Source organism: Streptomyces sp. NPDC091416 (assembly GCF_044756845.1).
Lineage (GTDB): Bacteria > Actinomycetota > Actinomycetes > Streptomycetales > Streptomycetaceae > Streptomyces.
In genome coordinates, this window is sequence record NZ_JBIVTU010000024.1 from 38,000 (window position 1) to 63,061 (window position 25,062).

Genomic DNA, 25,062 nt, shown 5'->3' on the forward strand with positions numbered 1-25,062 from the left:
GTCGGACACGGCTCTGCCCGGTGGCCCCGACCAGTGCGCGCCCCGGGCACCGCGTCACCGGGCCGGGATCGGCTGAGTGAGGTTCACCGGGTTGCCGTCGGGGTCCTTGATGTGGGCGACGCGCTGTCCCCAGGGCATGTCCTTGGCGTCTCCGCCGACCGAGCCGCCGAGCGCCTCCACCCGGGCGAGCGTCTCGTCGACGTCGTCGACCCCGATGCTGAGCAGGATCGGCGACGCCGCCCCGGTCCCCGCGTCCGCCTTGGCCACCAGCCCGAGGTCGGTGTCGCCGATGCGCAGACCGAGGTAGAAGGCGGCGCCCTTCTCCGGCACCCGGAAGATCTCCTCGGCGCCGAACAGTTGCGTATAGAAGCCGAGCAGAACGTCGTGGTCGGACGTCAGGATCACCGGCTGGATGGTGGACATGGGGTACTCCTGTCGAGAACGGTCGTGTCGATGGGTGGACCGTTCGAGGACAGCGAACTCATCGGACCGACGACGAATCCTTCGCCGAACGCGAGGACGCGGGGTGAGGCGGCCACGGATCCGGCCGGGGGACCGACGACGAATCCTTCGCCGAACGTGAGGACGCGGGGGTGAAGCGGCCACGGATCCGGCCGGACAACCGCCAGGCGCTCCGATGGCATTGCTCAAGATGCACAACCGACGGCAGTCGGGAAACTGGCCCTATGGCAGAAGAACGTCGCACTCATGCCGCGCGCTCGAAGACGGCTACCGCACGCCGCGCCCCATCGGCGCGGGGACCGGAGCATGCTGCCCGCGCTGCCTGCGAGAGCCTGGAAGGGCTGATCGGGCACCGCACGGAAGGCGTGTCCGCCGTCCGGCGCGAGGACCACGGCTGGTGTGTGGTGGTGGACGTTCTCGAAGTGCCACGGATTCCCGATACCACAAGCCTCCTCGCCTCCTACGAGGTGCAGCTCGACCGAGCCGGTGAACTCCTGGAATACCGCAGGGTCCGGCGCTACCGCCGCGGTGCAGCCGACGAGTGAGCCGGGCTCCACCCCTGCTGGAAGGACGTTCCATGACCGCGACCACTTACGCGGACGAAGTAGTAGTGGCCTGCCCGCCCCGTGCCGGCACGTTGTACGACGTGTTGGAGCTCATTCTTGACCGTGGCATGGTCATCGATGTCTTCATCCGGGTCTCGCTGGTCGGCATCGAGATCCTCAAGATCGATGCGCGCATCGTGGTCGCGAGCGTGGATACCTATTTGCGGTTCGCGGAGGCGTGCAACCGTCTCGACCTGGAGCGGGACTCCGGCAGCACCACCGTCCCCGAACTGCTCGGTGGCGGCGCGGCCAAGGCCGTGGGCAAGCGCAAGGTGCGAAACGCTGCCGAGACCGTGGGGGACACCGTCCGCAAGGCGGTGGGTGGCGGCGACGACTCCTCCGACGAAGAGGACGAGCAGCGCGAGCGGCCGAAGAAGCGCCGCGCGCCCGCGCGCAGCGGCGAGAGCCGGCGACGGCGCGCGGAGGCATGAGCGTGGCAGCCGACGGTGTCTATGTGTACGCGATCGTGCGGGCCGGAACCGGGCTCCCGAAGAACGCCGGCGGCGTGGGGGCACCTCCCGCGGCCGTCAGGACGATCCGGCAGGGGGCGCTCGACGCGGTCGTCAGCGACGCGCCGCCGCAGCTCCGCGCACGGCGTCGCGATCTGCTGGCGCATCAAGAGCTCTTGATGCGGCTGGCCGACGAAGGACCGGTACTGCCCATGAGGTTCGGAATGGTCGCGCCCGACGAGCGGACGGTCCTCGCGCAACTGGCGGTCGACGAAACCGCGCACGTTCGTGTCCTGGACCGGCTCGAGGACTGCTTCGAGATCAACATCAAGGCTTTTCCCGCACAGAACGCGCTGGCAGCACTTGTCGCGGAGGAGAAGAACGTGCGGCAGCTCCGTGAAGCCGCACGAAGAAACCCGGGCTATGAGGCGAGCGTACGTCTGGGCGAAGCCATTGCTGGTGCTCTCACACGGCGGGCGGCGGCGGCAGGGAAGCGACTCCACCGCGAGCTCGCGCCCCGGGCCCGCGCGACCGCCCCGGGACCCGTGGTCTCGGGGTGCGCGCTGAACATGTCGTTCCTCGTCGGCCGAACCGAGAGCGCCGCCTTCCTCTCCCAGGCCCGGAACTTCGTGGAGGAACACCGGGAGCACGCGGAGATCCGGCTCGCCGGCCCGCTCCCCTGCTACAGCTTCGTCTCGTCCGATGCCCGTCCCGTACCCGTGGGCGGGCCGTGAGATGGGACTGATCACCGGCTTGCTCACGCTGCCGATCGCGCCGGTGCGCGGGGTGGTCTGGGTGGCGGAGAAGCTCAATGACGCTGCCGAGCGCGAGCTGCACGATCCCGCTGTGCTGCGCGCGCAGTTGGCCGTGCTCAACCAGGAATTCGAATCCGGGGACATCACTCCGGAGGAGTTCGAACGCGAGGAAGAACGACTGCTCGAGCGGCTGTACGCCGTGCGGGTCAGCCCGGCAAAGAGCGAGCGAAGGTGACGTGCTCATGGAAGACCAAACGAAATTGACCCTTGCGGTCGCCGTAGTCGGGGGCTACGTACTGGGCCGGACCAAGAAGGGGCGCATGGCTCTCAGCGTCGCCACCTATCTGGCCGGCCGCCGATTCGGCCTCGAGCCGCGTCAGTTGGCCGCAGAAGGCATGCGCCGGCTCGGCGAGGTCCCCCAGGTTGCCGAACTCCAGGAACAGCTGCGGGGCGAGGTTCTTGACGCGGGCCGCAAGGCCATGACCGCTGCCGCCAACCGCAGCATGGCCACGCTGGCCGGTTCGATCGGCGAGCGAACGGCACGTCTCCTCGAGCCGCCGAGTGACGAGTACGAGGACGAGGACGAGTACGAGGACGAGTACGAGGACGAAGAGCCGGCGCAGGAGGGCGACGACTACGAGGACGAGGAGTACGAGGAGTTCGAGGACGAGGAGCCGGTAGACGGAGAGGAGCCGGAGGAAGAGGAGCCGGAGGAAGAGGAGGAGGAAGAAGAGGAAGAACAGGAACTGGAGGAGAGGCGGCCGCGGCAGCGTGCTTCCCGTCGGACCGAGTCGGATGCCGATCGGGATGATGACGGCACCAGGTCGTCCCGGACCGGAAGGGCCTCGGCCAAGAAGTCCGCGCCGGCCAAGAAGGCTGCGGCGAAGAAGTCCGCCTCGGCCAAGAAGTCCGCGCCGGCCAAGAAGGCTGCGGCGAAGAAGTCCGCCTCGGCCAAGAAGTCCACGTCGGCCAAGAAGGCTACGGCGAAGAAGTCCGCCTCGGCCAAGAAGTCCACGTCGGCCAAGAAGGCTACGACCAAGAAGACCGCCCCCGCCAAGAAGGCGGCCTCCAAGAAAACGGCTGCGGGAAAGTCGGCGTCGAAGCGGTCCGCATCCAAGCGCTCCAGCGGTCGGAGGTAGCGAGTCATGCCCAGGACGGAAAACGCAGAGCCCGAGGAAGAGACGGAAGAGTCCGGAATGGACAAACTCCGCGGGGAGTTGACCGATTTCCTCAGTGCACAGGTGGAGAAACTCGCTGAGAAGGCGGGGGACAAACTGACGAACGTCACCGATCAACTGAACGATGTCGCCGAGAACGGCGGCTCATTGCCGGCTGTCGGCTCTCGCATCCTCCAGGGTGACTCTCCGTTGAAGGCGTTCGTTTCGGAGAAGGCCAAGGGTGTGAAGGACAACGTGGTGGACAAGGCCAAGGAGGCTCTGGGCGGCGGCGGCAAGGGGAAGCGCAAGGCCAGCGGCGGCAAGGTGATGAACATCATCGAGGTACTCGATGTGGGAGTCCCTCTTCGCACCGCGTATGACCACTGGACCCAGTACGACCAGTTCAGCAGTTTCGCCAAGGGCGTGCGTGACGTCTCCATGGAAGAGGAGATGACCAGCGACTGGAAGGTCAAGGTGGGTCCGTCCTCCCGCAGCTTCAAGGCGACGGTCCAGGAACAGGTTCCCGACGAACGCATTGTCTGGACATCCGAGGGCGCCAAGGGAACGACGCGCGGCGCGGTGAGTTTCCATGAGCTGGCGCCCTCACTCACCCGCATCGTTCTTGTCATGGAGTACTACCCGGCCGGCTTCTTCGAGAAGACGGGCAACCTGTGGCGTGCGCAAGGACGCCGGGTCAGGCTCGACTTCAAACACTTCCAGCGCTACGTCACGCTCACCGAGGAGGAGCCCGAAGGGTGGCGTGGGGAGATCCGCGACGGAGAAGTCGTCGTGTCTCACGAAGAGGCGATGGAAGAGGAAGAAGCGGAGAACGGGGAAGGCCGAGACGGGGAGGAGGGCGAGGAGGAGTGGGACGACGAGGACGCTGAGGACGGGGAGGACGAGGAAGACGAGGACGGCTGGGACGAGGAGGACGAAGAGGACGAGGACGAAGAGGAGGACGGCGAAGAAGGTGAGGAAGACGAGGAAGAGGACGAGGCGCCGCGCCGCGGGCGGGGCTCGCCTGCGAAGCGACGAGCCCGGAAGGGCTCGAAGTGACCGATCTCGACTTCCGGCAGGACGCCTCCTATCCTGCGGCCGGACCTCAGAACACCAACCTCGCGGACATCCTGGAGCGCGTGCTCGACAAGGGCATCGTGATCGCTGGTGACATCAAGATCGACCTTCTCGACATCGAGCTGCTCACCATTCGCCTGCGCCTCTTCGTGGCGTCCGTGGACACGGCGAAGAAGGCCGGAATCGACTGGTGGGAAACCGATCCGGCGCTCAGTTCCCACGCGGCGAGAAACGCGCTGAAGGACGAGAACCGTGAGCTGCGGGCGCGTCTGGAAGCACTCGAATCCCGTAACGACGAGACATCGTCGGACACGCAATGACTCAGGGAGAGGAAAGCCGGAGGCTGATGACGGAGCGCAGCAGCGAGGCTTCGGACACGAACGCCGTCTACGTGTACGCGGTCTGCCGCACGGAAGGGGAGTCGTTCCTGCGCGGTCTCACCGGAGTCGGTGGGGACGAGCCCGTTCGCGCCCTCCGCTTCGGCTCGCTCACAGCGGTCGTGCAGAGCGTGCGGGCGGCTGACTTCACGGACGAGGTCTGGCAGGAGAGGCTGGCCGACGAGACCGAACTCGAACGCTACGCGCGTGCTCACCACGAGGTCGTGTCGGCCGTCGCTGCCCGCTTTCCCACCGTCCCTCTGCCGCTCGCCACGCTCTACCACGGTGAGGAGCGGGCCGTGCTCGCGCTGGCCAGTGAGTCGGCACGCTTTCGTACCGCCATGAAGCGCATTGCGCACCATGCCGAGTGGGGCGTGAAGGTCTACGCACCGGTCGCGGGAAGTGAGGGATCCCGGGCCCCGGAGGAGCGCCCGACCGCACACGCGGGCCGGGCCCGCCCCGCCCCCGGAGCGGGACTGGCCTACGTGGAACGTAAGCGGAACCAGCAGTCGGAGCGTGAGCGGAGGCAGGCCGACTCCCTGCGAGTCGCGGATGCCGTGGACACGGACGTGAGCCGCATCGCCGCGGCGTCGCGCCGGCTCCGCCCGCACGGCAGTGGAGCGGGCGGTGACCAGAGGGTTCAGGTACTGAACGCGACCTATCTCGTCGCCGAGCACCGGGCCGCCGAGCTGGACCTGCTGGCCGCGGATCTGAGGAAGCGGACCGGCGCGGAGATCGAGGTCTCCGGCCCCTGGGTGCCCTACTCCTTCGTGGGCGAGGTGTAGGCGATGCCGCGGGAAGCAGTCCCCTGGGACAGCCCCGGACCCTTGAGCGGCCCGATCGGCGTGCCGCTCGTGGATCTGCTGGACCGGGTCCTCGCGACCGGGGTGGTCGTCAGCGGTGACCTGGTCATCGCCATCGCCGACGTACCGCTCGTGCGCGTCTCGTTGCACGCGCTGCTGTCGTCGGTCAACGAAAGGGTGCCTGCGCCCTGGCCGGACAGTGGGCCGCTGTGACGTCCTCACGAGTGGACCTGGACTCCGAACGCATGGGGAAGGATCTGGTGACCCTGGTCCTCACGGTGGTCGAGCTCCTCCGGCAGTTGATGGAGAGGCAGGCCCTGCGGCGCATCGACGAAGGGGACCTGACCGAGGCCCAGACCGATGAGATCGGCACGACGCTGATGATGCTCGAGCAGCGCATGGGGGAGCTCTGCGAGCAGCACGGCGTACGCCTTGAGGACCTCAATCTCGACCTCGGGCCCCTTGGATCACTGCTGCCCCGGGACTGAGGGGAAGGGCCGGCCGGCGGTCTCGGAGGCGTTGCGCTTCCCGGCCACTCGAATGGCGGACGCCAGGATCACGGAGGAGTGTGGAAGAGGGGCACAGGCGGCGGAACCCATCCGCCGATTCCGGTTCGGCCCCTCGGAGAACACTCGCTGCGAGGTGCTACATGGCGACAAACGGTAGCGGAAGCGGAACAACACTTGGCTCGAACGACGAGCAGGGCGTGACGCGGGGGACGACGGTCATTGCGGATTCCGTCGTGTCGACGATCGCGGGTATTGCGGTACGCGAGACGGACGGGATCCATTCCCTGGGCGGCGGAGCCACCCGGGCAATGGGGGCGATGAAGGACAGGGTGTCCCGCTCCAACGACCCGGGACGAGGCGTGAAGGTTGAGGTGGGGGAGAAGCAGACCGCCATAGACGTCGATGTCGTGGTGGAGTACGGAACCCTCATCCTGGAGGCCGCGAAGAAGATACGCATCCATGTCACGGATGCCGTTCAGACGATGACCGGATTGGAGGTCGTCGAGATCAATATCAAGGTTCTCGACGTCCATGTACCCGGCGCGGACGACGGGGACGACGACGAGGCGTCGGAGAGCTCCCGTCGGGTTCAATGACCGGGAGTTCCGGCGATGAGGGCCCCGGCAGGGGCCGCGGACAGGGCGCCAGGAGGGGTTCCGGAGAGTCTCCGGAACCCCTCCTGCCCGTCTCGCCACCCATAGCGCCGAGGCCCCGTGTCGTACGCCGCGCTGATCGGGGCCGTCCTCGACGGGCGGGAGCCCGAGGTGTCCGGCCGGCCCACTCGTCCAACTCGTCCACCGCAGCGACGTCTGCCGCAGCCGTCTACCGCAGCGCGGACTTCCCGGCGCGCCACGAGGCGAGCAGATGGTCGCTGAGACGGTTCTCCAGATGCACGGTCACGTCAGCGCCGAAAGCCACGTCCGCCTCCAGGGCGGGCTCGTCGGCCAGTAGCCCGCCGACCACTTCCCGCCGCACGACCTGTTCGTGTACGGCGTCGGCCTCGACATGCTCGGCGTAGAAGTGCTCGGCAGCCGCGCCGGCACCGGTTCGCCGCATCGCGGCCGCGAGTCGGCGTGACCCCGGGGACGATGTGATCTCGAGGCAGGCGAAGTGGCCGACGAGCGCGCCGCGCAGCGCCCGGTGCAGTCCGAACAGAGTCATGATGTTGACCACGGCCAGGGCGCAGGCCGGGGCCGCGTCCAGGTAGTGGCCGTAGCGCGTGTCCAGGTCGAGGTCGGTCATCAGGTCGGCGAACAGCCGGGCGTGTACGTGCTCGGCGCGGCCGGCCCCGAATTCGTCGTACTCGATGGCGGCCATACCTGCCTTGGCCCGGCCGCGCAGGCGGGGAATGACCCATGCGTGAGGGTCCGCCTCCTTGAGGTGGTACAGCGAGCGCATCGCCGCGTATTCCTTGATCTGCCACAGTTCACCGTCGTGCTGGAGATGATGGGCCACGGAGCCCCGATGATCAGTGGGTTCGACGAGCAGCTCACCGAGTGCGGCGTCGCCGCTGCGGCCGGCAGGGACCTCGCCGCGCAGGGCGGCGAGAAAGTGTTCTTCGAGCGCCCGGCGCAGCGGCATCAGCGCGGGGTCCCATTCGCGGTCGTCGGGGACGCCGGCGAACCCGCGGTAGTGCAGTTCGTAGAGCGCGTACAGGGCAAGTTGCAGGTCCTCGCCGTAGGGGTCCGCACCGGGCACGTCACCGACGTCGGGGGCCGGCCGGCCGGGCTCGGTCAGTGCCCTGATCACGCCGCGGGAGAGCGGCCCTCTCCCGCGGGGCAGGGCCGGTTCGGCACGGGCGGGGCCGGCGATGCCTGCCGTCACGAGGTTCCTCCGGGGTCTCCGTCGCAGGGCGGGTTCCGGTGGCCGCCGCGACGGGCTGTGCCGTGCCCTCGATGGCTGGTGTCGCACCAGGGGTAGCTGCGGCTGCGGCGGCAGGTACAGACAGCGACGACGAACCGGTCCGACCTGCTGATCGTGCCGTCCTGTCCGACGAACTCCACGGGTCCCTCGATCAGGACGGGACCGTCGCGGTCGACCGTGACCCGCCTCGGGCGGTCAGATTCGTTCGGCACGGATGACCACCACTTCTTCAGTGTCCTCGTCGGTGCCGATCAGGCCCTGGGACCGGAGCCAGGGCAGGCGCTCGGTGACCACGGGCCCGAACGGCACGTACGACCTCTCCGCCACCGAGCCTCGCATTCCGGAGCCCTCCAGGCGCCGCAGCGATTCATCTACGCCGCACAGCCCGGAGTGGACCATGAGCAGCACACCGCCCGGTCGCAGCACGTCCGGGGCGCGGGCACAGAGCCGGTCGATGGCCTGCCGCCCGGTGAGGCCTGCGTTCCAGGCGCGTGCTGAACCGTGGCGGCGGCCCCGGAACCCGTAGGGGGTGGGGACGTACGGAGGATTGCTCACCACCAGGTCGAAGCGTTGTTTCGCGACCGGACCGGTGAGGTCGCCCCGTCTCACCCGGATGCGGTGCCCCGCGAGGGCGGCGTTGGCCCTCGCGGTCAGAACCGCCCTCCAGGAGATGTCGGTGGCCGTCACTCGCGCCCCGCTGCGCGCTGCCAGCAGGGCCAGCGCGCCGCTTCCCGTGCCCACGTCCAGGACGTCCATACCTGCTTCGACGCCCTCGCCGCGGATCGCCCGCGCGAGGAGACTGGTGTCGGCCTGGGGCTCATAGACCCCGAGCGGGGTCCAGAGATTCCCGAATCCACGAGGGAGAGCGGCAGCGGTCGTCATCATGAACCTCCGTGCTGCGAAAACGTTCGTGGTCGTCGCCGAGGCACTCCGGAGCATGTGGCCGAGCCGGCTGTTCCGGACACAACGCCCGACGTCAGGGGGGCATCCTCACGACGGGTACCCGGACCCGGGATACGAAACCTTGCCATTGACCGGTGCCGGGTCCTCCTTCATTACATGCCGCCTGCCCGGGCCGTGCGACTTCGGCCGTCCGGCACCGGGTGCCCGGCGGGCCTCCTGCCGCTGCCCGGCGAAGAGGATCCGCGCGGTGTACAGGGGTTCGCCACGCGCCGCCTTCCGCTCAAGGACAGGCTGGAGGCGTACGGCGCCTTCCGGGCAAGGACCGACGGCATGGGTCAGGGCCTCCGGCCCGAGTTGCGTGACGACGGGCAAGCCGCACCGCGGCGTCGGCATCTGTCGCCGGACGTCCACGCAGCGTGCTGCACACGAGGAGTCACGGTGGACGTTCTCCATGGACGCACGTCGTGATCACGGGCGGGCGTGCCCGCCTCGAAGCCGCCGGAGGAGGCGCGAGCGCCGTCCCGCGGAAGGACGTGTCGCGGGGGTTCCGCAGGTCCCCGGAACTCCGGACGCCGCCCTGCCCCGATACCCGTCGGCGGTGCGTGCGGCAAGCCCGTGGCGGGATCGTGCGGGGCAGACCGCGGCGAGGCTCCGCGTCGTCACCGAAGTCACCACGCGGAGCCTCGCCACGGTCCGCCCCACCGCCCGCGGCACGCACTGACGGTGCGCCGGCCGGGAAGGGGGCGGGCTCACCGAATGAGCCGGCCGTCTAGACGAACGCGGCCATCTGGTCGCCCCTGGTGTCCTTGTTGGACACCAGCAGGGACAGCAGTGCGGCGACCACCGCGACGGCCGCGCTGATCAGGAACACGGTATGCAGACCGCTGATGAAGGTGTCATGGGCGGCCTGAGTGACCGTCGCGGAGAACTCCTTGACCTGCTCCGCGGTCATACCTGCGCTGGTCAGCTCCTTCTCCAGCGCGGAGCGCGCGCTGGGCGGGAAACCGAGCTCCACGAGCTTCTGGACCTGTGCGTCGTTGGCGAGTTCGTCGACGGTCTTGCCGCCGCTGCCCCCGAACGCCGCCTCCAGTTTGCCGGAGAAGCGAGCGCTGACCAGCGCCGAGATGATGGCACCGAACACCGCCGTGCCCAGCAGGCTGCCGAGCTGGGACATGGACTGCTGCATGCCCGAGGCGGTGCCCGCCTTGTCGACCGGCGCGCTGCCGACGATCGCCTGAGTCGCCGCCACCATCATGAAACCGACGCCGACGCCGCCGAGTACCAGCGGCGGGCCGACAGTGGTCAGGCCCGAGCCGCCCTCCAGGCGGAGCAGAAGCAGTGAGGTGCCCGCGATGCACAGGGCACCGAACGAGAGGGAACCCTTCACGCCGAACTTCTCCGTGGCCCAACCACCCAGCGGGGCCGAGATGATGAAGGTCAGCGTCAGCGGGAGCAGCGCGATGGACGCGCTCATCGGGCTCTTTCCCTGCATGCCCTGCAGGAAGAAGTTGAGGTAGTAGATGATGGCGTAGAAGGCGAACATCGTCACGATCATCAGCAGGCAGCCCACCCACAGGGAGCGGATCCTGAAGAGCTCCAGCGGCACCATCGGGTGCGAGCCCTTCATCTGGATGGTGACGAAGGCGGCGAGGAGCAGCAGACCGAGACCGATGTAGCCGAGAGTGGAAGCGGAACCCCAGCCATCCTCCTGGCCGTGTGTCAGCGCCCAGACCAGGCTGACGATCGAGAGGGTGAGCGTCACTCCACCGGGAAGGTCGAGCGGCTGCGGCGGCTCCTGCTTCGACTCCTTGACGACGATCACCGCCATCAGCACGCTCAGCGCACCGAAGGGCAGGTTGATCAGGAACACCCACGGCCAGGTGAGGTGCTCCACCATCACACCGCCGAGCAGCGGACCGCCGGCCAGGGAGATCGCGGTGACACCGCTGAACAGGCCGATCGCCATGGCGAGCTTTTCCGGCGGGAAGGCGGCCTTGATGATCGCGAGTGCGGCCGGGATGAGCATGGCACCGAAGACGCCCTGCAGGACACGGGCGCCGATGAGCAGTTCGATGGTGTTGGACGCCGCGCACAGTACCGACGCGATCGTGAACCCCGTAAGGCCGATGAGCAGGCCCTTCTTGCGACCGATCCTGTCCACCAGGTTGCCCGCCGGGATGAGCAGACCTGCCAGGACGAGCAGATAGCCCGTCATGACCCATTGCAGGCTGTTGAGTCCGGCGTCCAGGTCCGCCGCGATCGCCGGGTTGGCGACAACCACCACTGTTCCGTCGAGCTGCACCATCATGATGCCCAGGCCGACAGTTGCCAGGCTCAGCCACGCCTGCTTCGACGTCTTGCCGGAGGCGGCTGACGCCGGAGTGCCGCCCTGTGGCGGGACCATGGCGCCCGAAGTGTTTAACTTGTCTGTTTCACTCATGATGAAATCCTTGTGCGAAGGGACATGTGGCACGGGTCGCGTCGAGCGAGGTGTGCCCCGGTTCGGTAGCTGTGCGGATCTTTTTCGGCGGCCGGGAACACCGGGCATCGCCGACTGTTGAGGCATGGGGCATCGGCCCCTGGCGCTCCGCTGCCGCGGGGAAGCCGCGGGAATCGGAGCCGGGGTGTGCGGTGCCTGCGCGGACGCAGGAGGTCATGGCGAACCGACAGGAGACACGTTCATGGCGCAGTGTCCTGGCGGGTGCGGGTGCGGGTGCGGGTGCGGGTGCGGGTGCGGGCAGGGCGCCCGGTGCCCCGCGGGTTCACCCGCGTGGTGTCAGATGCTTCTGCGGATGCTCACGTCGCCGACGGTCGTCCTGATGAATACTTCAGCTTGCTCATCGGTCGGATCGGGACCTTCGACCGGCGTCATGAAGTTGTGGATGTTGCCGGATACGGAACTGATGTCCAGCCGTGCCGCGGTGTTCGGCGCGATGCCGACATCGAGCTGACCGATCGACGTGCCGAGCACGATGTTGCCCTTCACGACCTCACCGATCCTGATGTCGCCGTTGGCCGCCTTGGCTTCCAGGGACTGGCATGCCCGGTCGACGACGATGGTCCCGTTGGAACTCTTGAGTACGGCCTTGGCGCCCAGCTCGCGGATGCGGACCGCGCCCGAACCCGTGGTGACCTCGGTCGGGCCGTCGGTCCGGTCCACACTGATGTCACCGACTCCGGTAGTCACCGTGAGTGACCCGATCACGTCGAACCGGACGTCTCCGGTCGAGGTCTTGATCCGGCAGTTCTGCAGCCGGCCTCTGCCGTAGAACGATGCCTCCCGTGCTGTCGCGGAGAGATCGGAGCCGTGCGGGAGAACGATGGTGATGTCGATGGAACCGATCCGTCCGAACAGGCCACGCTGTTTGGGCGCCTTGACGAGCAGTGTCTGTTCGCCGTACTCGACCAAGGTCTGCTCGGCAGCCTTGACGTCCGCCTCGTTCTCCTTGTCGCTCGGTACCACGGTCACGCCGGTGTCCCCGCGGTGCTCCGCGTGCAGACGAACGTGCCCGACACCGAGTTCCATGGTTACGGCAACCGGTAGTGGCGTCTCGAAAACAGGCATGACTGAACTCCATGGGAGGACGACTGGATGTCCCTGTGGCGGAAGCGGGTATGAGGCGGTAGCCCACGGGCAGGCCGGCTACTTGACCCATCCCGTGTAGCGCTGGACCTGACGCGGAGCACGCCGCTTGGCGCGCCGCGGGGGATGGTTTCGGTCGCCCGACTCGAGCATCGAGGCGACTGCTCGCACCAGCCAGGCGTTCACCGACAGTCGTTCGAGGCCGGCGGCCTCCTCGATCCGGGCCTTCAGATACTCCGGAGGCCGGAAGTTGATACGGGCGGTGGCGCCTCCCTCTGCGTTCAAAAGGGATGCCGCCATGGCTGCGTCGGGTGGCGCCATCATGGCGCTGCTGTCCTCGAACTCCTCTTCCTCGTCCTCGAATTCGTACCCCCGCTCCTCGGGCGGCAAGGTGACGATGAACGTCGGATCGAGCTTCCGAAGCCGGATCTCGACGGATCCGGGCAGCAGTTCTCGGGAGATTTCATCCGCGGCATCCGACAAGACCTCCAGCAGAGTCAGCTGGATCGACGACGAAAGCTGTGCGACGAGTCGCTCGGCGAGAACGCGTCCTTCGTCGCCTCCCGACTCGGCCGCAACCGAGAACTCCCGCTGCAAGTTGTCGATGTACCGTGCCAAGTCCATGGCGTCATCATGGCCCCGCTTTGGCTCTAACGCAAGCGGTGCCATGTTCTGGCCGGTCGGCGTGTCGCGCCCAGAGGTGAGCTGGCCCTAGGGAGTCGGGCTTGTTCTGCGCTTGGCGCCATGCTGCGTGTGGATGGCGTCAGACCGGCCCGCACCGGCGGAGGAGGGCTCGCGGGCCTCGGCCACCTGCCCGGGGCGGGGTCAGGGCAGACCTGCGGGCTCCGGCGGTGCGTGGGGAGGTCGCAGAAAGAGGGATCGGCAGGAGCCACTGATGCCCGAAGTGCCCGGACGCTGCGGTCCAGTGAGCACGCGGACCGTTCCACGGCCACGCTCATCGGGCGAAGGCTCACGGCCACGCTCATCGGGCCAAGGATTCACGGTCACGTTCATCGGGCGAAGGCTCACGGCCACGTTCATCGGGCGAAGGTTCCACGATCACGCGCGCCGAGTGCCCGGTCCAGGACCGCGTTCGCCGGGCAGGCCGTCGCGTCGGCTCCGCTCTGCTCGCGCAGCTCCGCCCCTGCTCCATCCACCGTCACGGTTCAGGCGGGGAGAGCCGGGGCGGTCGTCCGTCCGGGACGCGGACGTCCCGCCGGCACCGCCGACGGGACGTCCTGGGGGAGGGGATGGCCGGGGTCAGCTCGTGCTCTCGCCGGCCGCCACCGGAGTGCGGCGGGTCAGCTCGCGTTCGGCCCGGCGCTGTTCGACGGACTTGACGATCTCCCCGCTGCGGATGGCGAGGTTGGAGAGCAGCGACGAGGTCAGCCCATGCGTGTGTTCGGTGCCGCCCTGGAGGTACACGTCGAACGGAAGGGTGTCGGTGGTGGCGATCCGGTAGTTGCGCTCCACCCGGTGCAGGCCTTCCCGGTCGCGCAGGAAATGCTGGTCGAGGTCGCCGAGCAGCCGGCTCGGCTCCATGGAGTCGTAGCCGGTGGCGAAGACGAGCACATCGGTCTCCAGCTCCCTCGACTCGCCCTCGACCAGCGACCGAAGGGTCACCCTGGTCTCGGTGCCCGCACGCTGGACCGCGGCCACCCGGGTCAGGTTGAGGAACTGCAAGCGCTTGTGGCCGCTCACGTCCTCCTGGTAGGAGCGCTTGTGCAGGTCCCTGATCAGTTCGTCGTCGACCACCGAGTAGTTGGTGTTCTTGTGGTAGCGCCAGAATGCCTCTCTGGTCAGCTCGGTGCCGAAGTAGTAGTCGTCGACCGCGCTCGGGTCGAAGACCTGATTGGCGAAGGGGGTGTCGTCCGCGACGGAGTACCCGTACGACGGGATGACCGCGGTCACCTGTGCGTGCGGCAGCATGTCGTGGAAGAAACGGGTTATCTCGGCCGCGCTCTGCCCGGCGCCCACCACAGCGACGTTCTTGAGGTCGTCGCCGTTCAGCCCGTGGAAGCGCTCCAGGAGGTCGGAGCTGTGCCATACCCGTTCGTCCCGCTGGATCCCGACGGGCATGCGCGGGACAAGTCCCGTCGAGATGACCAGGTTGCGGGCGTTGACGAGGCGTGAACCCGAGCCCGCGGTGTCCTTGACCTCGACCTGCACGTAGTCCGGTTTGTCCGGACCGTGGCCTTCAGGGAGCCGCAGGGCGGTGACCTCGGACCCGTACGAGACCTGATGGCTGAAATTCGACTCCACCCACTCGAGGTACTGGTGGAATTCCTGGCGCGTAGGGAAGAAGTCCTGGTTGTTGACGAACTGGGTGAGCCGGCCGACCGAGTGCAGATAGGACACGAAGCTGTGCCGCGACATCGGGTTCCTGAACGTGACCAGGTCCTTGAGGAAGGAGATCTGCATGGTCGTCTGGGGCAGCAGCATGTTGCGGTGCCAGCCGAACGAGGGCTGACGTTCGAAGAACGCGGCTGTCAGCGGCTTTCCCGGGACGACGGCTCGGTGTTCTTCCAGGGCAACGGCGAGGGACAGATTCGACGGTCCGAATCCGACGCCGACCAGGTCGTAGGTCTCGATCTCAGAAGTACCCATGGAAAATTCTCCCGTTGGCGTGGCTGTGACAGGGCTGCCGCGGAATCTTTTACGAGTCAATTACCGTAATCGAAGGGGACGCAGGCCGGGAATGCCGGTGCTCCGTATCGCGACTGCAGGTCTCGAAACAAATCCACCATTTGCTTGGGAGACGTGCGCTGCTAATTCTCCGGAACTCACCGGGGCGCCAATTTAGTGCGCCTCGGAAATCCGTTCAAGGGGAGTGGCGTTCCCGGGCTGTACGGACTGTCCTGCCGACGGGACACGGAGCGGCCATGAAAAGTTCAGCTGTGCAGGCCGAGAGCCGTAGCCACCGCGTTGCCGGAGGGATCCCGGTACATCCTGTACGGAGATGCTCCGCCGCTCGCCGGGGCGCGTCGGGCCCGACTGCGCGGCGGGGCCGCCCGCGGGGGAGCGCAGCCGGGCCGCCCGTGCCGCGGCACGCGCACGGCCGGCCCGGACCCCGCGAGGCGATGCTGAAGAGGCTGACGGCACCACCGCGTTCAAGCCGCGCGGCTCAAGGAGCGAGTCGGGGGCCCGTGGGGGAGCGGCGTATGACGATGTCGCCGATGACCGTGCGGGCGTGCACGTGGACGTGCTCCTCGGACGGCGGTGGGTTCTCCATCAGTGAAAGAGACTTGTAGACCGTTCCGGCGCCACAGTCCAGATCCAGTTGCGCCGTCGTTCCTTCGGCGATGCCGATGTCGATCGCACCGAAGGTCGTGCTGGCCGAGACCGATCCCCGGACGACCTCCTCCAGATGGATGTCGCCGTGGGTCGTCCGGGCCTCCACACCCGCGTGCGCGGAGCCGATGTGGATTTCGCCGGTGTCCGCATGGGCGCGGGCGATTCCGGTAACGTTGTCGATGTCGATGTCGCCGTCCCCGGTCGTCCGGACGGTCGCACGGCCGTCGACCCGGCGGATCCGCACGTCGCCGCTCTCCGCCGTCGCCTCCACGCCTCCGGTCGCGTGGTCGACCGTGATCTCGCCGAGGGCGGCGTTCAGGTGCACGGCGCCCGTGCGGTCGAGCCGGATATGGCCGAGACCGGTCGCCAGACGGCACTCGCCCAAGGTCCCCCTGCCCCGGAAGTCCGAGGCGATCGCGTCGCCCTGGACGCTCGACCCGGTGGGCAGTTCGACCACGAGGTTCACCGCGCCGGCCGTGTTGCTCGACTCGCGCGGCTCCGGCACGCTCACGAGCAGGCGACCGCTCGTGAAATCGACATGCGCGTCCTCGGCGGTGCGGACATCGGCCGGGTCGTCGGGGTCGCGCGGGTACATGCCGACCGTGGTGTCCCTCCGGTCGGTCGCGAGAATCAGGGCCTGGCCGAACGCCAGCTTCAGAGCCGCCCTGATCGGTCCGGGAGTGTCGAAGGTCAACATGTCCGGTCCCCTCCGGGAGTTCTGCCACGGCCGGTCGGCAACCGTTGCCGACCCGGCACCGCAGGGCCCGGGGGCGCTGCCGCATCGGGCCGGGCGGTCCGCAGGAGGCAGAGGTCCGGCGGACCGGCTGAACCGTCCCCGCGTGCCCGGCCGGGCAGGGCGGCGTCCCGGAGCCCGGGAGGCCGCCCTGCCCCCGCCTCCTCCGTCAGGTCCGGACACCGTGCCCGGTCGTGCCGCAGAACCCTGCCGAGCCTCACCACGTCCGACACCTCGCCGTTCGCCGTGGCGCCGCGTTGAATCGCGCGATGCCTGCCATCTGTCTGCCATGCCGTGCCGTTCGGGCCGAAGGGGTGCCGCCCCCGACGCGGGGCCGCGCACCGGACCCGCGGAAAGAAGTACGGTGCTGCGCGACCCGCTGTGACGCCATATGGCGCCATGGTAGTGGGGTGTAAGGATATCCAAAGAGTGGATGTTCGGACACACTGGGTGAGGCCGCCCGCTGTGGCTCATGCCTCTGTCCACGGTCTTCCGCGAACCCCCGACTCCAACAGGCAGATTTCGGGGAAGCGGGATTCGGAGGCGGCGAGCGGTGAGGTGGGCATGACTGACCGGGCATGAGCGCCATTGTGGCGTCATGATGCGCGGCTGTGGAGGCGGCGCGCCAGGGCTCCGGGGTCCGGCAAGGACCCGGCTACGGGTGGCACCAGGGAACGCGGACTCGGACCCCGGTCGTGTGATCGGGGGTGAGGACGCCGCCGGCGCCCTGGGAGTAGCCCGTGAGCGGCAGGACGGACCGTGCCGGCCGGGACCGGGGCCGGCCGGCTGAGCCCTTGGCCCGCCATCCCGCACCGGGGACAGCGGGTGCCGACGCGCGCGTACGGGCGCGGCTCGCTGCCGGCCCGGACACCAGGGCCCGGGCCGGCAGCCGCCGTACCGGCCGGTCTATCGCGTCATCCGGCGCAACTGCGGCCGCGGCTTGGCCTTCCCCGCCTGGACGTGCTCGGAGAGCTGCGCGATCGTCGGGTGCTGGAAGATCATCCGAATGGTCACGGTGAGTCCGAGCTGTCTGCGCAGGCGGCTGACGAGCCGCCCCGCCATCAGGGAGTTGACCCCGATACTGAAGAAGCGGTCGTCGATGCCGACCCGTTCGGCGCCGAGGACTTCGGCGAACTGCTCGCAGAGGGCCACTTCGAGGGGTGTGCGCCCGGCCCGGTACCCGTCCTGGACGGGATCCGGCGCGGCCTGGGGCGCGGCGCCGGTGTCCTGTCCGGCGGCGACGAGCCGGCGGTCGGCGTCCGATGCGCCTTCCACGCGCCCCACCGATGTGGCCGGACCGGCGGCCAGTTGCGCCAGTACCGCGCGGAAGCGGTCGGCTATCGCCTCGGCTGCGCGCCGGTTGAAGCGGTTGCGGTGGTACTGGAGCGTCATCCGGTCGCGCTCGACGAACAGGGCGAGGGGATAGTTGACCCCGCCCAGCGACTCGACGCCCGTGATCTCGAAGCCGGCCGCCGCGGTGGTCCCGGCCCCGGCCCGGTCGGCCGGATAGGACTGGAACACGAGCAGGGTGTCGAACAGCACGTCCGTCCGGGCGTCCCGGTGGATGTCGCTCAACCCGCGGTGGTGGTGGTCCAGAAGCGCGGTCTGGCGCTCCTGAAGGTCCGACAGCAGGGTTCCCACCGGCGCACCCGCTGCGCACACCACCCTGACCGGCACGGTGTTGATGAACAGCCCGACCGTGGACTCCACCCCGGCGAGAGCGCCCGGCCTCCCCGACACGGTGGCTCCGAAGACCACGTCCTCGCGGCCCGTGAAGGAGGACAGCAGGATCGCCCAGGCACCCTGGACCAGGGTGTTCACCGTGACGCCCCGGCCCGCGACACCGGCCATGGCCTCGCGCTCCCCGGGCGACAGCGTGATCACGACCTCGCCGACCCCGTTCGCCTGCGCGTGGGCCGGTGCACCCGGAGCCATGAGTGTCGGAGCGCGCACACCGTCGAGCTCCGTGGCCCAGGCCCGCGCGCTCGCCTCCTCGTCCTGCCGGGACAGCCACGTCAGGAACGCGCGGAAACCGACCGCCGCAGGCAGGGCGGAGGCGTCGCCGTCCGCGGCGCAGAGCCGGAGCAGGTCCTGCCCCAGTACCTGTTCCGACCAGCCGTCCACCAGGGCGTGATGCGCACTGAGCACGAGCACCGAGCGGTCGTCGCCGAAGCGGACCAGGGCCATCCGCAGCAGCGGCGGAACGGCCAGGTCGAACCGGTCCGACCGGTCCTCGGCGAGGAACCTGCCGAACGCCGCCTCCTGCTCCTCACCGGGCAGAGCGGCGAGGTCGAGCTCCCGCCACGGCAGCGCGAGTCCGTCCACCACGATCTGCACCAGCTCGTCCGCCTCGTCCCGGACGAACGCCACCCGCAGGCCCGGATGCCGGCCGAGCAGCGCGGCGGCTGCCGCGCGCAGGGCCGCCGCGTCGACGCGGCCCGACAGGCGGTACAGCGTCTGCACGTGGTAGGTGTCCTGGCCGGTGTCGTTGAGCATCGAGTCGAAGAGCATCCCGGACTGCATCGGCGTCAGCGGCCAGACCTCACGGAGGCCGGTGTGGCGCCGCCGCAGTGCCTCCAGGTCCCGCTCGCTCACCACCACCAGCGGTGCGCGCGCCGCTTCGGTGCTCTCGTCATCGGCCCTGTCCCCGGCGACCTGGGCCAGAGCGGCGACGGTGCGGTGCTGGAGGACCTGGCGCGCCGTCACCTCCAGCCCCCGCGCCCGGGCCCGGGTCACCACCCGGATTGCGCCGATGCTGTCCCCGCCGAGCGCGATGAAGTCGTCGTCGACACCCACGCGGTCCCGGCCGAGGACGTCCGCGACCGCGGCCGCCAGGATGTCCTCGGGTCCGGTGCGCGGGGCGCGGTACGCGGCGGCATCCGCGGGCGGCTCGGGCAGGCCCGCCCGGTCCAGCTTGCCGTTCGGTGAGAGCGGCAGGGACTCCATGACCATGATCGTCCCGGGGACCATGTACGCCGGCAGCCGTTCGGCCGTGCGAGCGTGCAGCTCCGCGGTCCACGGCCCGGCGGGCGTCTTCGGGTCCAGGGGCACGACATAGCCGACGAGCCGTCCGCCGCGTGCCGCCACCGCCGTCTGCCGTACCCCGGGCGCGCTGCGCAGGACTGCCTCTATCTCACCGACCTCCACCCGGAGGCCGTTCACCTTCACCTGGAAGTCGATCCGGCCGAGCAGTTCGATCAGGCCGTCGTCGCGGAACCGGGCCAGGTCGCCGGTCCGGTACAGGCGTTCGTCGCGTATCTCGCCGTAGGACCACTCGATGAAGCGTTCCGCCGTGCGCTCGGGCGGGCCGAGATAGCCGCGGGCCAGGCCGGTGCCGGCCAGATAGAGCTCGCCGGGCACTCCGGGCGGCACGGGGCGCAGGCCGGCGTCGAGGATGTAGGCGCGCTGGTTGGCCATCGGCCGGCCGTACGGGATGCTCGTCCACCCGGGAGCGGCCTCCTCGACCTCGAAGAGCGTCGAGTGGATCGACGCCTCGGTGGCGCCGCCCATCACGACGAACCGCAGCGACGGAGCGAACCGGCGAACCCGTTCCGGCAGAGGTACGGGCACCCAGTCGCCGCCGAGCAGCGCGAGGCGCAGTCCGGGGAACGGCGCGGCGCCCGTCTGTTCCATGGCGTCCGCGAGCAGCCCGAGCAGGGCCGGGGCGGAGTTCCAGATCGTGATGCCGTGGGTCCGGATCAGTTCGATCCAGTGCATGGGGTCGTGTACCCGCGACGCCTCCGGGATCACGACGGTGCCGCCGGCGAGGGTGAGTCCGAGGAACTCGTACACCGACATGTCGAAGCTCGGTGAGGAGAGCGCCAGGACGGCGTCGCCGGGGCCCACCCCGAACCGTGTATTGAGGTCGGCCAGGTTGTTCATGACACCGCGATGTCGCAGGGCGATGGGCTTCGGCGTCCCTGTGGATCCGGAGGAATGGATGATGTAGCAGAGGTGCTCCGGGCCGCACGGGGTGACCGGGGCGCCTGCGTCGGCCGCCGTCGGCACGTCCCCGTCGCGGTCCAGGAGGATCAGGGGAGTGTCCCCGGTGCTGCCCGCACCCGGGAGCCCGCCCGCCAGGTCGGAGCGGCTGATCATCACCGCGCACGACGTGCCCTCGACCATCGTCGCGATGCGCCTGGCCGGGTAGGCCGGGTCGATGGGCACATACGCACCACCCGCCTTCAGCACGCCGAGCAGGGCGACCAGCAGCTCGGGCGAACGGTCCAGGCACAGGCCCACCCGGTCGTCCGGGCCGACCCCCTGCGCACGCAGGTGGTGGGCGAGCCGGTCGGCCTCGGTGTCGACCCGGGCGTAGGACCACCGTTCCTCGCCGTGCACGACCGCGACGGCGTCGGGGTTCGCCGCTGCCCGCGCCTCGAACGCCCGGTGCAGGCAGACGTCGTGGGGCAGGTCCGCCTCGGTCCGGTTCCACTCCACCAGGGTGCGGTGCAGCTGCGCGTCGTCCATCAGCCGCAGACCCGCGACCGGAGCGTCGGGCGAGCGGACCCCGTCCTCGATCAGCGTCACACAGTGACCGAGCCAGCGGGCCGCCGTGGCCGCGTCGTAGAGGTTCTCGTCGTAGTGGAGTTCGAGCCCGTGGGGCCCGCCGCCGGAACCCGCGAGCACCATGAGTTCCAGTTCGGTGTCCGGCGCGGGGCAGACGTCTCCGGCTGCGTCCGTGTAGCAGAAGCCCACCGGCGAGCCGGCCGAGCCCGTGTCCGGAGCGACGGCGGCCGCCAGGGAGCGCAGTCCGGAGCCGGCCCCGAACTTCACCTGCGCGCCGCCAGGGCCGCCCGTCGTCCGCAACCCGATGGTGTCCTGGCCGGTGCAGCGGTGCAGGAAGGCGGCGAACCCGGCCAGCAGGACCTTGTCCGGTGCCGCGCCGGCGACCGGGACCGGAACGGCGAGGCTCGTTCGAGCCACCGCTGTGCACCGGGGCGGCGTGTCCGGCCGGCGCGGCCGGTCGGACGGCATGAGCACCGGGGAGCCGCCCGTGGCGGCGTCCTCGTGAGCGACCGGGGCGCTCACCGGGCGGCACCCGTCGCGAGCGTGCCCTCGTGCTGGTCGGACGGGAGGGGGTGACGGGCACACAGGTTCTCGACGGCCGAGCGGACCTCGTCGGCGACCACGGGATCGATACTGAACTCCGTGTCGGTGCTCGCAGTCGTTGCGGCGAGCACCGCGGTCAGGAGCTGCGCGCATTCCTTCATCTGGTCCGGGCCCATACCCCGTTGCGCCAGGATGTTGGTGCCGAGCCGTAGGCCGCTGGTGACCAGCGGCGGCTTCTGATCGCCAGGGATCCGGTTGCGGTTGGCGAGGATCCCGCAGTGTTCCAGGGCGCGTTCGGCGACACTCCCCGTCAGCCCCCGGCTGATCACGTCGATCAGCACCATGTGGTTGTCGGTCCCGCCGGTGAGCACGCGGTGGCCGAGCCCGGACAGCTCCTCGGCCAGACGCTGGGCGTCGTCCACGATCAGCTGAGCGGTCCGCAGGAACTCCAGGTTCGAGACGTGGGCGAAGGCGCGGGCCTTCGCGGCGATCGAGGCGGGACCAGGTGTGCCCTGGAACTGCGGGAAGACCGCGCGCTGCATCAGCCGGAACAGCGGGGTCACCCCGTCCGGACCGGGGGTGCGGTGCTCGCGCCCGATGAGGATCAGCCCGCCGCGCGGACCGCACAGCTGCTTGTACGTGCTTGTCGTCGTGACGTGGGCGACGTCGATCGGGCTGGGGTGCTCACCGGCGGCCACCAGGCCCGCGATGTGTGATATGTCCGCCACCAGGAAAGCCCCGACGGAGTCGGCGATCTCGCGGAAGCGGGGGAAGTCCAGAGTGCGGGGATATGCGCTGGCGCCGGCGATCAGCACTGCGGGCCGGTGTTCCTGTGCCAGTGCCTCGACCTGGGCGAAGTCGATGCGGCCCGTACTGTCCAGGCCGTAGTGCACCGCATGGAAATGACGGCCCGTCATCGAAGCCGGGGAACCGTGGGTCAGGTGCCCGCCGGAGTCCAGGTCCAGGGCGAGCAAGGTGCCGCCCGGTGGGATCAGCGCCGCCAGGACGGCGATGTTGGCGGAGGAGCACGAGTGGGGCTGGACGTTCGCGTACTGCGCTCCGAACAGCTGCTTGGCCCGCGAGACCGCGAGCCTCTCGACCCGGTCGAAGTGGACGGCTCCGGGGTGGTAGCGGGCTCCGGGGTATCCCTCGGCCGTGACGTTCGACAGCGCCGATCCGCCCGCGGCGAGCACCGACGGGTCCGCGATGCTCGCGGACGCGATCATCGCGAGCGTCACCCGCTGGTGTGCCACCTCGGCATCCAGCATTTCGGCAAGCTCCGGGTCGGTGCGCCGGAGGGACTCCGTGCCGATCCGCGTCAGCTCAGACTGCTCGCGCCCCGTGACGAAGGGCGCCTTCGGAACGTTCCTTTCCTGCACTGCCCAACCGGCGTCCTGAGGCGCCGATTCTCTTGTAGTGGTGTCCGACCGTCGGGCCATCTCCTGCACCTCTATGTCTGAGTCAATGCAACCCGGATGAATGTCTGTGATGTCAATGCGCGACCGTGTGGTGCGACTGCACGAAGCCGGGAGGCCGAAAAGGCGGATGGATGTGCGCGGAGCCGTTCGACAACGTCCCGCGGTGGTGCGTACCGGCCGATTCCGCGGATACCCGGGCCGGATCCGCACGGGGCGGTCGCACGGGGCGTTCGCGGAATATCGAAACGCCCTGACCGTGCCGGGCGCGAGTGGTTTCGGTGAACCGGCCGCGTGCTCTTCCGGGCAGCGTACTGGCCGACGTCGGGCCGGGCACGGCACGGCGGCCGACCTGTTGTCCCGTCGACGGGACAACGCGGCAGTGCCGGGCGGATATTGCGCGGAAGAGAGGGCGGATGCGCTACCGGGGACGAATCTGCTTGACCGTTCAGCGCGCACACCGGAAGCTCATGGCATGCATGCCCCTTGATGTCTCTCGGGCGTTCTCCGGTACTCGCGGAACACCTGGAGATTCCTGATCGGAACGATTTCGTACGGGCGTCGGGACATGCTCATGGATGACCGCAGGGATATCTGTGGCTCCGCACCGCTGCGGTTCATCCGCAGTCCGGATCCACGAGGTCGCGACAGTCGCAGAGGCTGCCGCAGCGTGTTCGTTCCCCCGTACCCCGGCCGGCCCAGTCCGCGAGCGGATGACCAAGGAAGCAGAGACGAAATGATCCAGTTGTCCTTCGCGCAGCGCCGGTTGTGGTTCCTTCACCGTTTCGAGGGGCCCTCCGCCACCTACAACCTTCCGGTGGCGCTGCGGCTCGACGGCGCGCTCGACGAGGCTGCTCTGGAGGCGGCTCTGCGGGATGTGGTGGTGCGGCACGAGAGCCTGCGCACGGTGTTCGTCGAGGACGAGGCCGGTGTCGCCCACCAGCACGTCGTCCCCGAGGCCGAACTCGACTTCGTCCTGCACACGCGCGAGGTGTCCCCGGACGACGTGGAGGATGCCGTCGCCGAGGCGACGGGCTACGCGTTCGACCTGTCGGCCGAGATCCCCGTACAGGCGCTGCTCCTGCGGTCCGCACCCCGGCAGCACCTTCTTGTGCTGGTCATGCACCACATCGCCTTCGACGGTGAGTCGATGGGGCCGTTGGCGCGGGATCTGTCGCGTGCGTACACCGCGCGGTGCGAGGGTCTGTCCCCGGTGTGTGACGAACTGCTGGTGCAGTACACGGACTACACGCTCTGGCAGCGGGACCTGCTGGGCGACGAGAGCGACCCCGACAGTGAGCTGTTCGCCCAGCTGGCGTACTGGCGGCAGGAACTCGATGGAGCGTCCCAGCAGCTGGTTCTGCCGGCCGACCGCCCTCGTCCTCCCGTGCCCGGACACGACGGCGGCGTCCTGCAGTTCACCGTCGACGCAGCCGACCGGGCGGGCGTCCAGGCGCTGGCCCGGCGCACCGGTGCGTCCGAACCGATGGTCCTCCAGGCCGCGCTGGCGGTGCTGCTCGGTCAGCTCGGTGGTGGTGAGGATGTATCGATCGGATCGCCGATCGCGGGCCGTAACGACGAGGCGCTGGCGGACCTGGTCGGCTTCTTCGTGAATACCTGGGTGCTGCGTGTGGATCTGTCGGGGAACCCGACGTTCGACGAGGTGCTGGAGCGGGTGCGGGGCAAGGCGCTCGCCGCCTACGACAACCAGGACGCCCCGTTCGAGCGGCTGGTCGAGATCCTGAACCCGGAGCGTTCCCAGGCCTACCATCCGCTGTTCCAGGTGATGTTCGCCTGGCAGGACACGGCCCGGGTCGACGTCGAACTTCCGGGCCTGACCGCGTCGATGGAGATGCTGACCTCCAACACCGCCAAGTTCGACCTGGAGTTCAGCTTCGGCGCCGACCCGTCGGGCGGAGGACTGCTCGGCACCCTGGAGTATGCGACGGAGTTGTTCGACCGGGGGACCGCGGTGGGTTTCGCGGAGCGGTTTGTGCGGGTGTTGCGTGCGGTGGTGGCGGATTCGGG

Annotated in this window: 23 protein-coding genes; 12 read left to right on the plus strand and 11 right to left on the minus strand. The window is 69.2% G+C overall.

The features are described 5' to 3' along the window. Positions 1-54: 54 nt before the first annotated feature. The gene (locus ACIQMX_RS39505) at positions 55-423 is read right to left on the minus strand and encodes a VOC family protein (protein WP_363076866.1); all 369 of its coding nucleotides are present in this window, start codon (positions 421-423) and stop codon (positions 55-57) included. Between the two features lie 263 nt (positions 424-686). Here ACIQMX_RS39505 and ACIQMX_RS39510 point away from each other — a divergent pair, with 263 nt between their 5' ends. The 11 genes from ACIQMX_RS39510 to ACIQMX_RS39560 all read left to right on the plus strand — a co-directional run bounded on the left by ACIQMX_RS39510 (position 687) and on the right by ACIQMX_RS39560 (position 6,787). After that, positions 687-1,007: a gas vesicle protein gene (locus ACIQMX_RS39510; protein ID WP_363076864.1), complete on the plus strand. Its 321-nt coding sequence runs from the start codon at positions 687-689 to the stop codon at positions 1,005-1,007. Between the two features lie 32 nt (positions 1,008-1,039). Next, the gene (locus tag ACIQMX_RS39515; protein ID WP_363076862.1) at positions 1,040-1,498 is read left to right on the plus strand and encodes a gas vesicle structural protein GvpA; all 459 of its coding nucleotides are present in this window, start codon (positions 1,040-1,042) and stop codon (positions 1,496-1,498) included. Between the two features lie 2 nt (positions 1,499-1,500). Continuing rightward, entirely contained in the window at positions 1,501-2,250 is a 750-nt protein-coding gene (locus ACIQMX_RS39520) for a GvpL/GvpF family gas vesicle protein (RefSeq protein ID WP_363076967.1), read from the plus strand. A gap of 1 nt (position 2,251) precedes the next feature. After that, a complete protein-coding gene (locus ACIQMX_RS39525) occupies positions 2,252-2,506 on the plus strand; it encodes a gas vesicle protein GvpG (RefSeq protein WP_363076860.1) in 255 nt (84 codons plus the stop codon). A 7-nt stretch (positions 2,507-2,513) separates the two neighbouring features. Further along, positions 2,514-3,410 carry a histone protein gene (locus ACIQMX_RS39530; RefSeq protein WP_402485734.1) on the plus strand — a complete coding sequence of 299 codons (897 nt, stop codon included), beginning with the start codon at positions 2,514-2,516 and terminating at the stop codon, positions 3,408-3,410. Between the two features lie 6 nt (positions 3,411-3,416). Further along, positions 3,417-4,484: an SRPBCC family protein gene (locus ACIQMX_RS39535; RefSeq protein WP_363076854.1), complete on the plus strand. Its 1,068-nt coding sequence runs from the start codon at positions 3,417-3,419 to the stop codon at positions 4,482-4,484. Then, entirely contained in the window at positions 4,481-4,822 is a 342-nt protein-coding gene (locus ACIQMX_RS39540; protein ID WP_363076852.1) for a gas vesicle protein, read from the plus strand. The genes ACIQMX_RS39535 and ACIQMX_RS39540 overlap by 4 nt, the downstream gene beginning before the upstream one ends. A 26-nt stretch (positions 4,823-4,848) precedes the next feature. Then, positions 4,849-5,664: a GvpL/GvpF family gas vesicle protein gene (locus ACIQMX_RS39545; protein ID WP_402485738.1), complete on the plus strand. Its 816-nt coding sequence runs from the start codon at positions 4,849-4,851 to the stop codon at positions 5,662-5,664. A gap of 3 nt (positions 5,665-5,667) precedes the next feature. Beyond that, positions 5,668-5,895: a gas vesicle protein gene (locus tag ACIQMX_RS39550; protein WP_402485741.1), complete on the plus strand. Its 228-nt coding sequence runs from the start codon at positions 5,668-5,670 to the stop codon at positions 5,893-5,895. Then, on the plus strand, positions 5,892-6,170 hold the full coding sequence (locus tag ACIQMX_RS39555) for a gas vesicle protein K (RefSeq protein WP_363076846.1): 279 nt from the start codon (positions 5,892-5,894) through the stop codon (positions 6,168-6,170). The genes ACIQMX_RS39550 and ACIQMX_RS39555 overlap by 4 nt, the downstream gene beginning before the upstream one ends. 161 nt (positions 6,171-6,331) lie before the next feature. Beyond that, positions 6,332-6,787 (plus strand): Asp23/Gls24 family envelope stress response protein, encoded by a 456-nt coding sequence (locus ACIQMX_RS39560; protein ID WP_402485744.1) that lies wholly within the window; start codon positions 6,332-6,334, stop codon positions 6,785-6,787. Positions 6,788-7,013: 226 nt separating this feature from the next. Here ACIQMX_RS39560 and ACIQMX_RS39565 read toward each other — a convergent pair whose 3' ends face one another. The 10 genes from ACIQMX_RS39565 to glyA all read right to left on the minus strand — a co-directional run bounded on the left by ACIQMX_RS39565 (position 7,014) and on the right by glyA (position 22,998). Beyond that, positions 7,014-8,015: an iron-containing redox enzyme family protein gene (locus tag ACIQMX_RS39565; protein ID WP_402485747.1), complete on the minus strand. Its 1,002-nt coding sequence runs from the start codon at positions 8,013-8,015 to the stop codon at positions 7,014-7,016. Further along, positions 8,012-8,266 carry a CDGSH iron-sulfur domain-containing protein gene (locus ACIQMX_RS39570; RefSeq protein WP_402485750.1) on the minus strand — a complete coding sequence of 85 codons (255 nt, stop codon included), beginning with the start codon at positions 8,264-8,266 and terminating at the stop codon, positions 8,012-8,014. Before ACIQMX_RS39570 ends, ACIQMX_RS39565 begins: the two co-directional genes overlap by 4 nt. Then, positions 8,250-8,936, minus strand: coding sequence for a HemK2/MTQ2 family protein methyltransferase (locus ACIQMX_RS39575; protein ID WP_402485770.1), 687 nt, complete (start codon positions 8,934-8,936; stop codon positions 8,250-8,252). The genes ACIQMX_RS39570 and ACIQMX_RS39575 overlap by 17 nt, the downstream gene beginning before the upstream one ends. A gap of 790 nt (positions 8,937-9,726) precedes the next feature. Beyond that, a complete protein-coding gene (locus ACIQMX_RS39580) occupies positions 9,727-11,361 on the minus strand; it encodes an MFS transporter (RefSeq protein ID WP_402485752.1) in 1,635 nt (544 codons plus the stop codon). Positions 11,362-11,733: 372 nt separating this feature from the next. Continuing rightward, entirely contained in the window at positions 11,734-12,426 is a 693-nt protein-coding gene (locus ACIQMX_RS39585) for a DUF4097 family beta strand repeat-containing protein (RefSeq protein ID WP_402485754.1), read from the minus strand. A gap of 174 nt (positions 12,427-12,600) precedes the next feature. Then, complete coding sequence (locus ACIQMX_RS39590) at positions 12,601-13,164, minus strand: hypothetical protein (protein WP_363076838.1); 564 nt, start codon at positions 13,162-13,164, stop codon at positions 12,601-12,603. A gap of 636 nt (positions 13,165-13,800) precedes the next feature. After that, positions 13,801-15,147 carry a SidA/IucD/PvdA family monooxygenase gene (locus ACIQMX_RS39595; protein WP_363076836.1) on the minus strand — a complete coding sequence of 449 codons (1,347 nt, stop codon included), beginning with the start codon at positions 15,145-15,147 and terminating at the stop codon, positions 13,801-13,803. Between the two features lie 517 nt (positions 15,148-15,664). Then, a complete protein-coding gene (locus tag ACIQMX_RS39600; protein ID WP_363076835.1) occupies positions 15,665-16,531 on the minus strand; it encodes a DUF4097 family beta strand repeat-containing protein in 867 nt (288 codons plus the stop codon). Between the two features lie 942 nt (positions 16,532-17,473). Further along, positions 17,474-21,493, minus strand: coding sequence for an amino acid adenylation domain-containing protein (locus ACIQMX_RS39605; RefSeq protein WP_402485759.1), 4,020 nt, complete (start codon positions 21,491-21,493; stop codon positions 17,474-17,476). A 101-nt stretch (positions 21,494-21,594) separates the two neighbouring features. Further along, positions 21,595-22,998 (minus strand): serine hydroxymethyltransferase, encoded by a 1,404-nt coding sequence (glyA, locus tag ACIQMX_RS39610; RefSeq protein ID WP_402485761.1) that lies wholly within the window; start codon positions 22,996-22,998, stop codon positions 21,595-21,597. Between the two features lie 772 nt (positions 22,999-23,770). Here glyA and ACIQMX_RS39615 point away from each other — a divergent pair. Continuing rightward, positions 23,771-25,062 (plus strand): condensation domain-containing protein (locus ACIQMX_RS39615; protein WP_402485764.1); only part of this gene is annotated, 1,292 nt, incomplete at its 3' end.

What these genes read in the sequence shown, in the direction of transcription:
- ACIQMX_RS39600 (WP_363076835.1), bottom strand. Translation starts at nt 16,531, where the DNA reads ATGTTGACCTTCGACACTCCCGGACCGATCAGGGCGGCTCTGAAGCTG.
- ACIQMX_RS39510 (WP_363076864.1), top strand. Translation starts at nt 687, where the DNA reads ATGGCAGAAGAACGTCGCACTCATGCCGCGCGCTCGAAGACGGCTACC.
- ACIQMX_RS39595 (WP_363076836.1), bottom strand. Translation starts at nt 15,147, where the DNA reads ATGGGTACTTCTGAGATCGAGACCTACGACCTGGTCGGCGTCGGATTC.
- ACIQMX_RS39545 (WP_402485738.1), top strand. Translation starts at nt 4,849, where the DNA reads ATGACGGAGCGCAGCAGCGAGGCTTCGGACACGAACGCCGTCTACGTG.
- ACIQMX_RS39580 (WP_402485752.1), bottom strand. Translation starts at nt 11,361, where the DNA reads ATGGTCCCGCCACAGGGCGGCACTCCGGCGTCAGCCGCCTCCGGCAAG.
- ACIQMX_RS39515 (WP_363076862.1), top strand. Translation starts at nt 1,040, where the DNA reads ATGACCGCGACCACTTACGCGGACGAAGTAGTAGTGGCCTGCCCGCCC.
- ACIQMX_RS39525 (WP_363076860.1), top strand. Translation starts at nt 2,252, where the DNA reads ATGGGACTGATCACCGGCTTGCTCACGCTGCCGATCGCGCCGGTGCGC.
- ACIQMX_RS39530 (WP_402485734.1), top strand. Translation starts at nt 2,514, where the DNA reads ATGGAAGACCAAACGAAATTGACCCTTGCGGTCGCCGTAGTCGGGGGC.
- ACIQMX_RS39575 (WP_402485770.1), bottom strand. Translation starts at nt 8,936, where the DNA reads ATGACGACCGCTGCCGCTCTCCCTCGTGGATTCGGGAATCTCTGGACC.
- ACIQMX_RS39590 (WP_363076838.1), bottom strand. Translation starts at nt 13,164, where the DNA reads ATGGACTTGGCACGGTACATCGACAACTTGCAGCGGGAGTTCTCGGTT.
- ACIQMX_RS39560 (WP_402485744.1), top strand. Translation starts at nt 6,332, where the DNA reads ATGGCGACAAACGGTAGCGGAAGCGGAACAACACTTGGCTCGAACGAC.
- ACIQMX_RS39550 (WP_402485741.1), top strand. Translation starts at nt 5,668, where the DNA reads ATGCCGCGGGAAGCAGTCCCCTGGGACAGCCCCGGACCCTTGAGCGGC.
- ACIQMX_RS39505 (WP_363076866.1), bottom strand. Translation starts at nt 423, where the DNA reads ATGTCCACCATCCAGCCGGTGATCCTGACGTCCGACCACGACGTTCTG.
- ACIQMX_RS39535 (WP_363076854.1), top strand. Translation starts at nt 3,417, where the DNA reads ATGCCCAGGACGGAAAACGCAGAGCCCGAGGAAGAGACGGAAGAGTCC.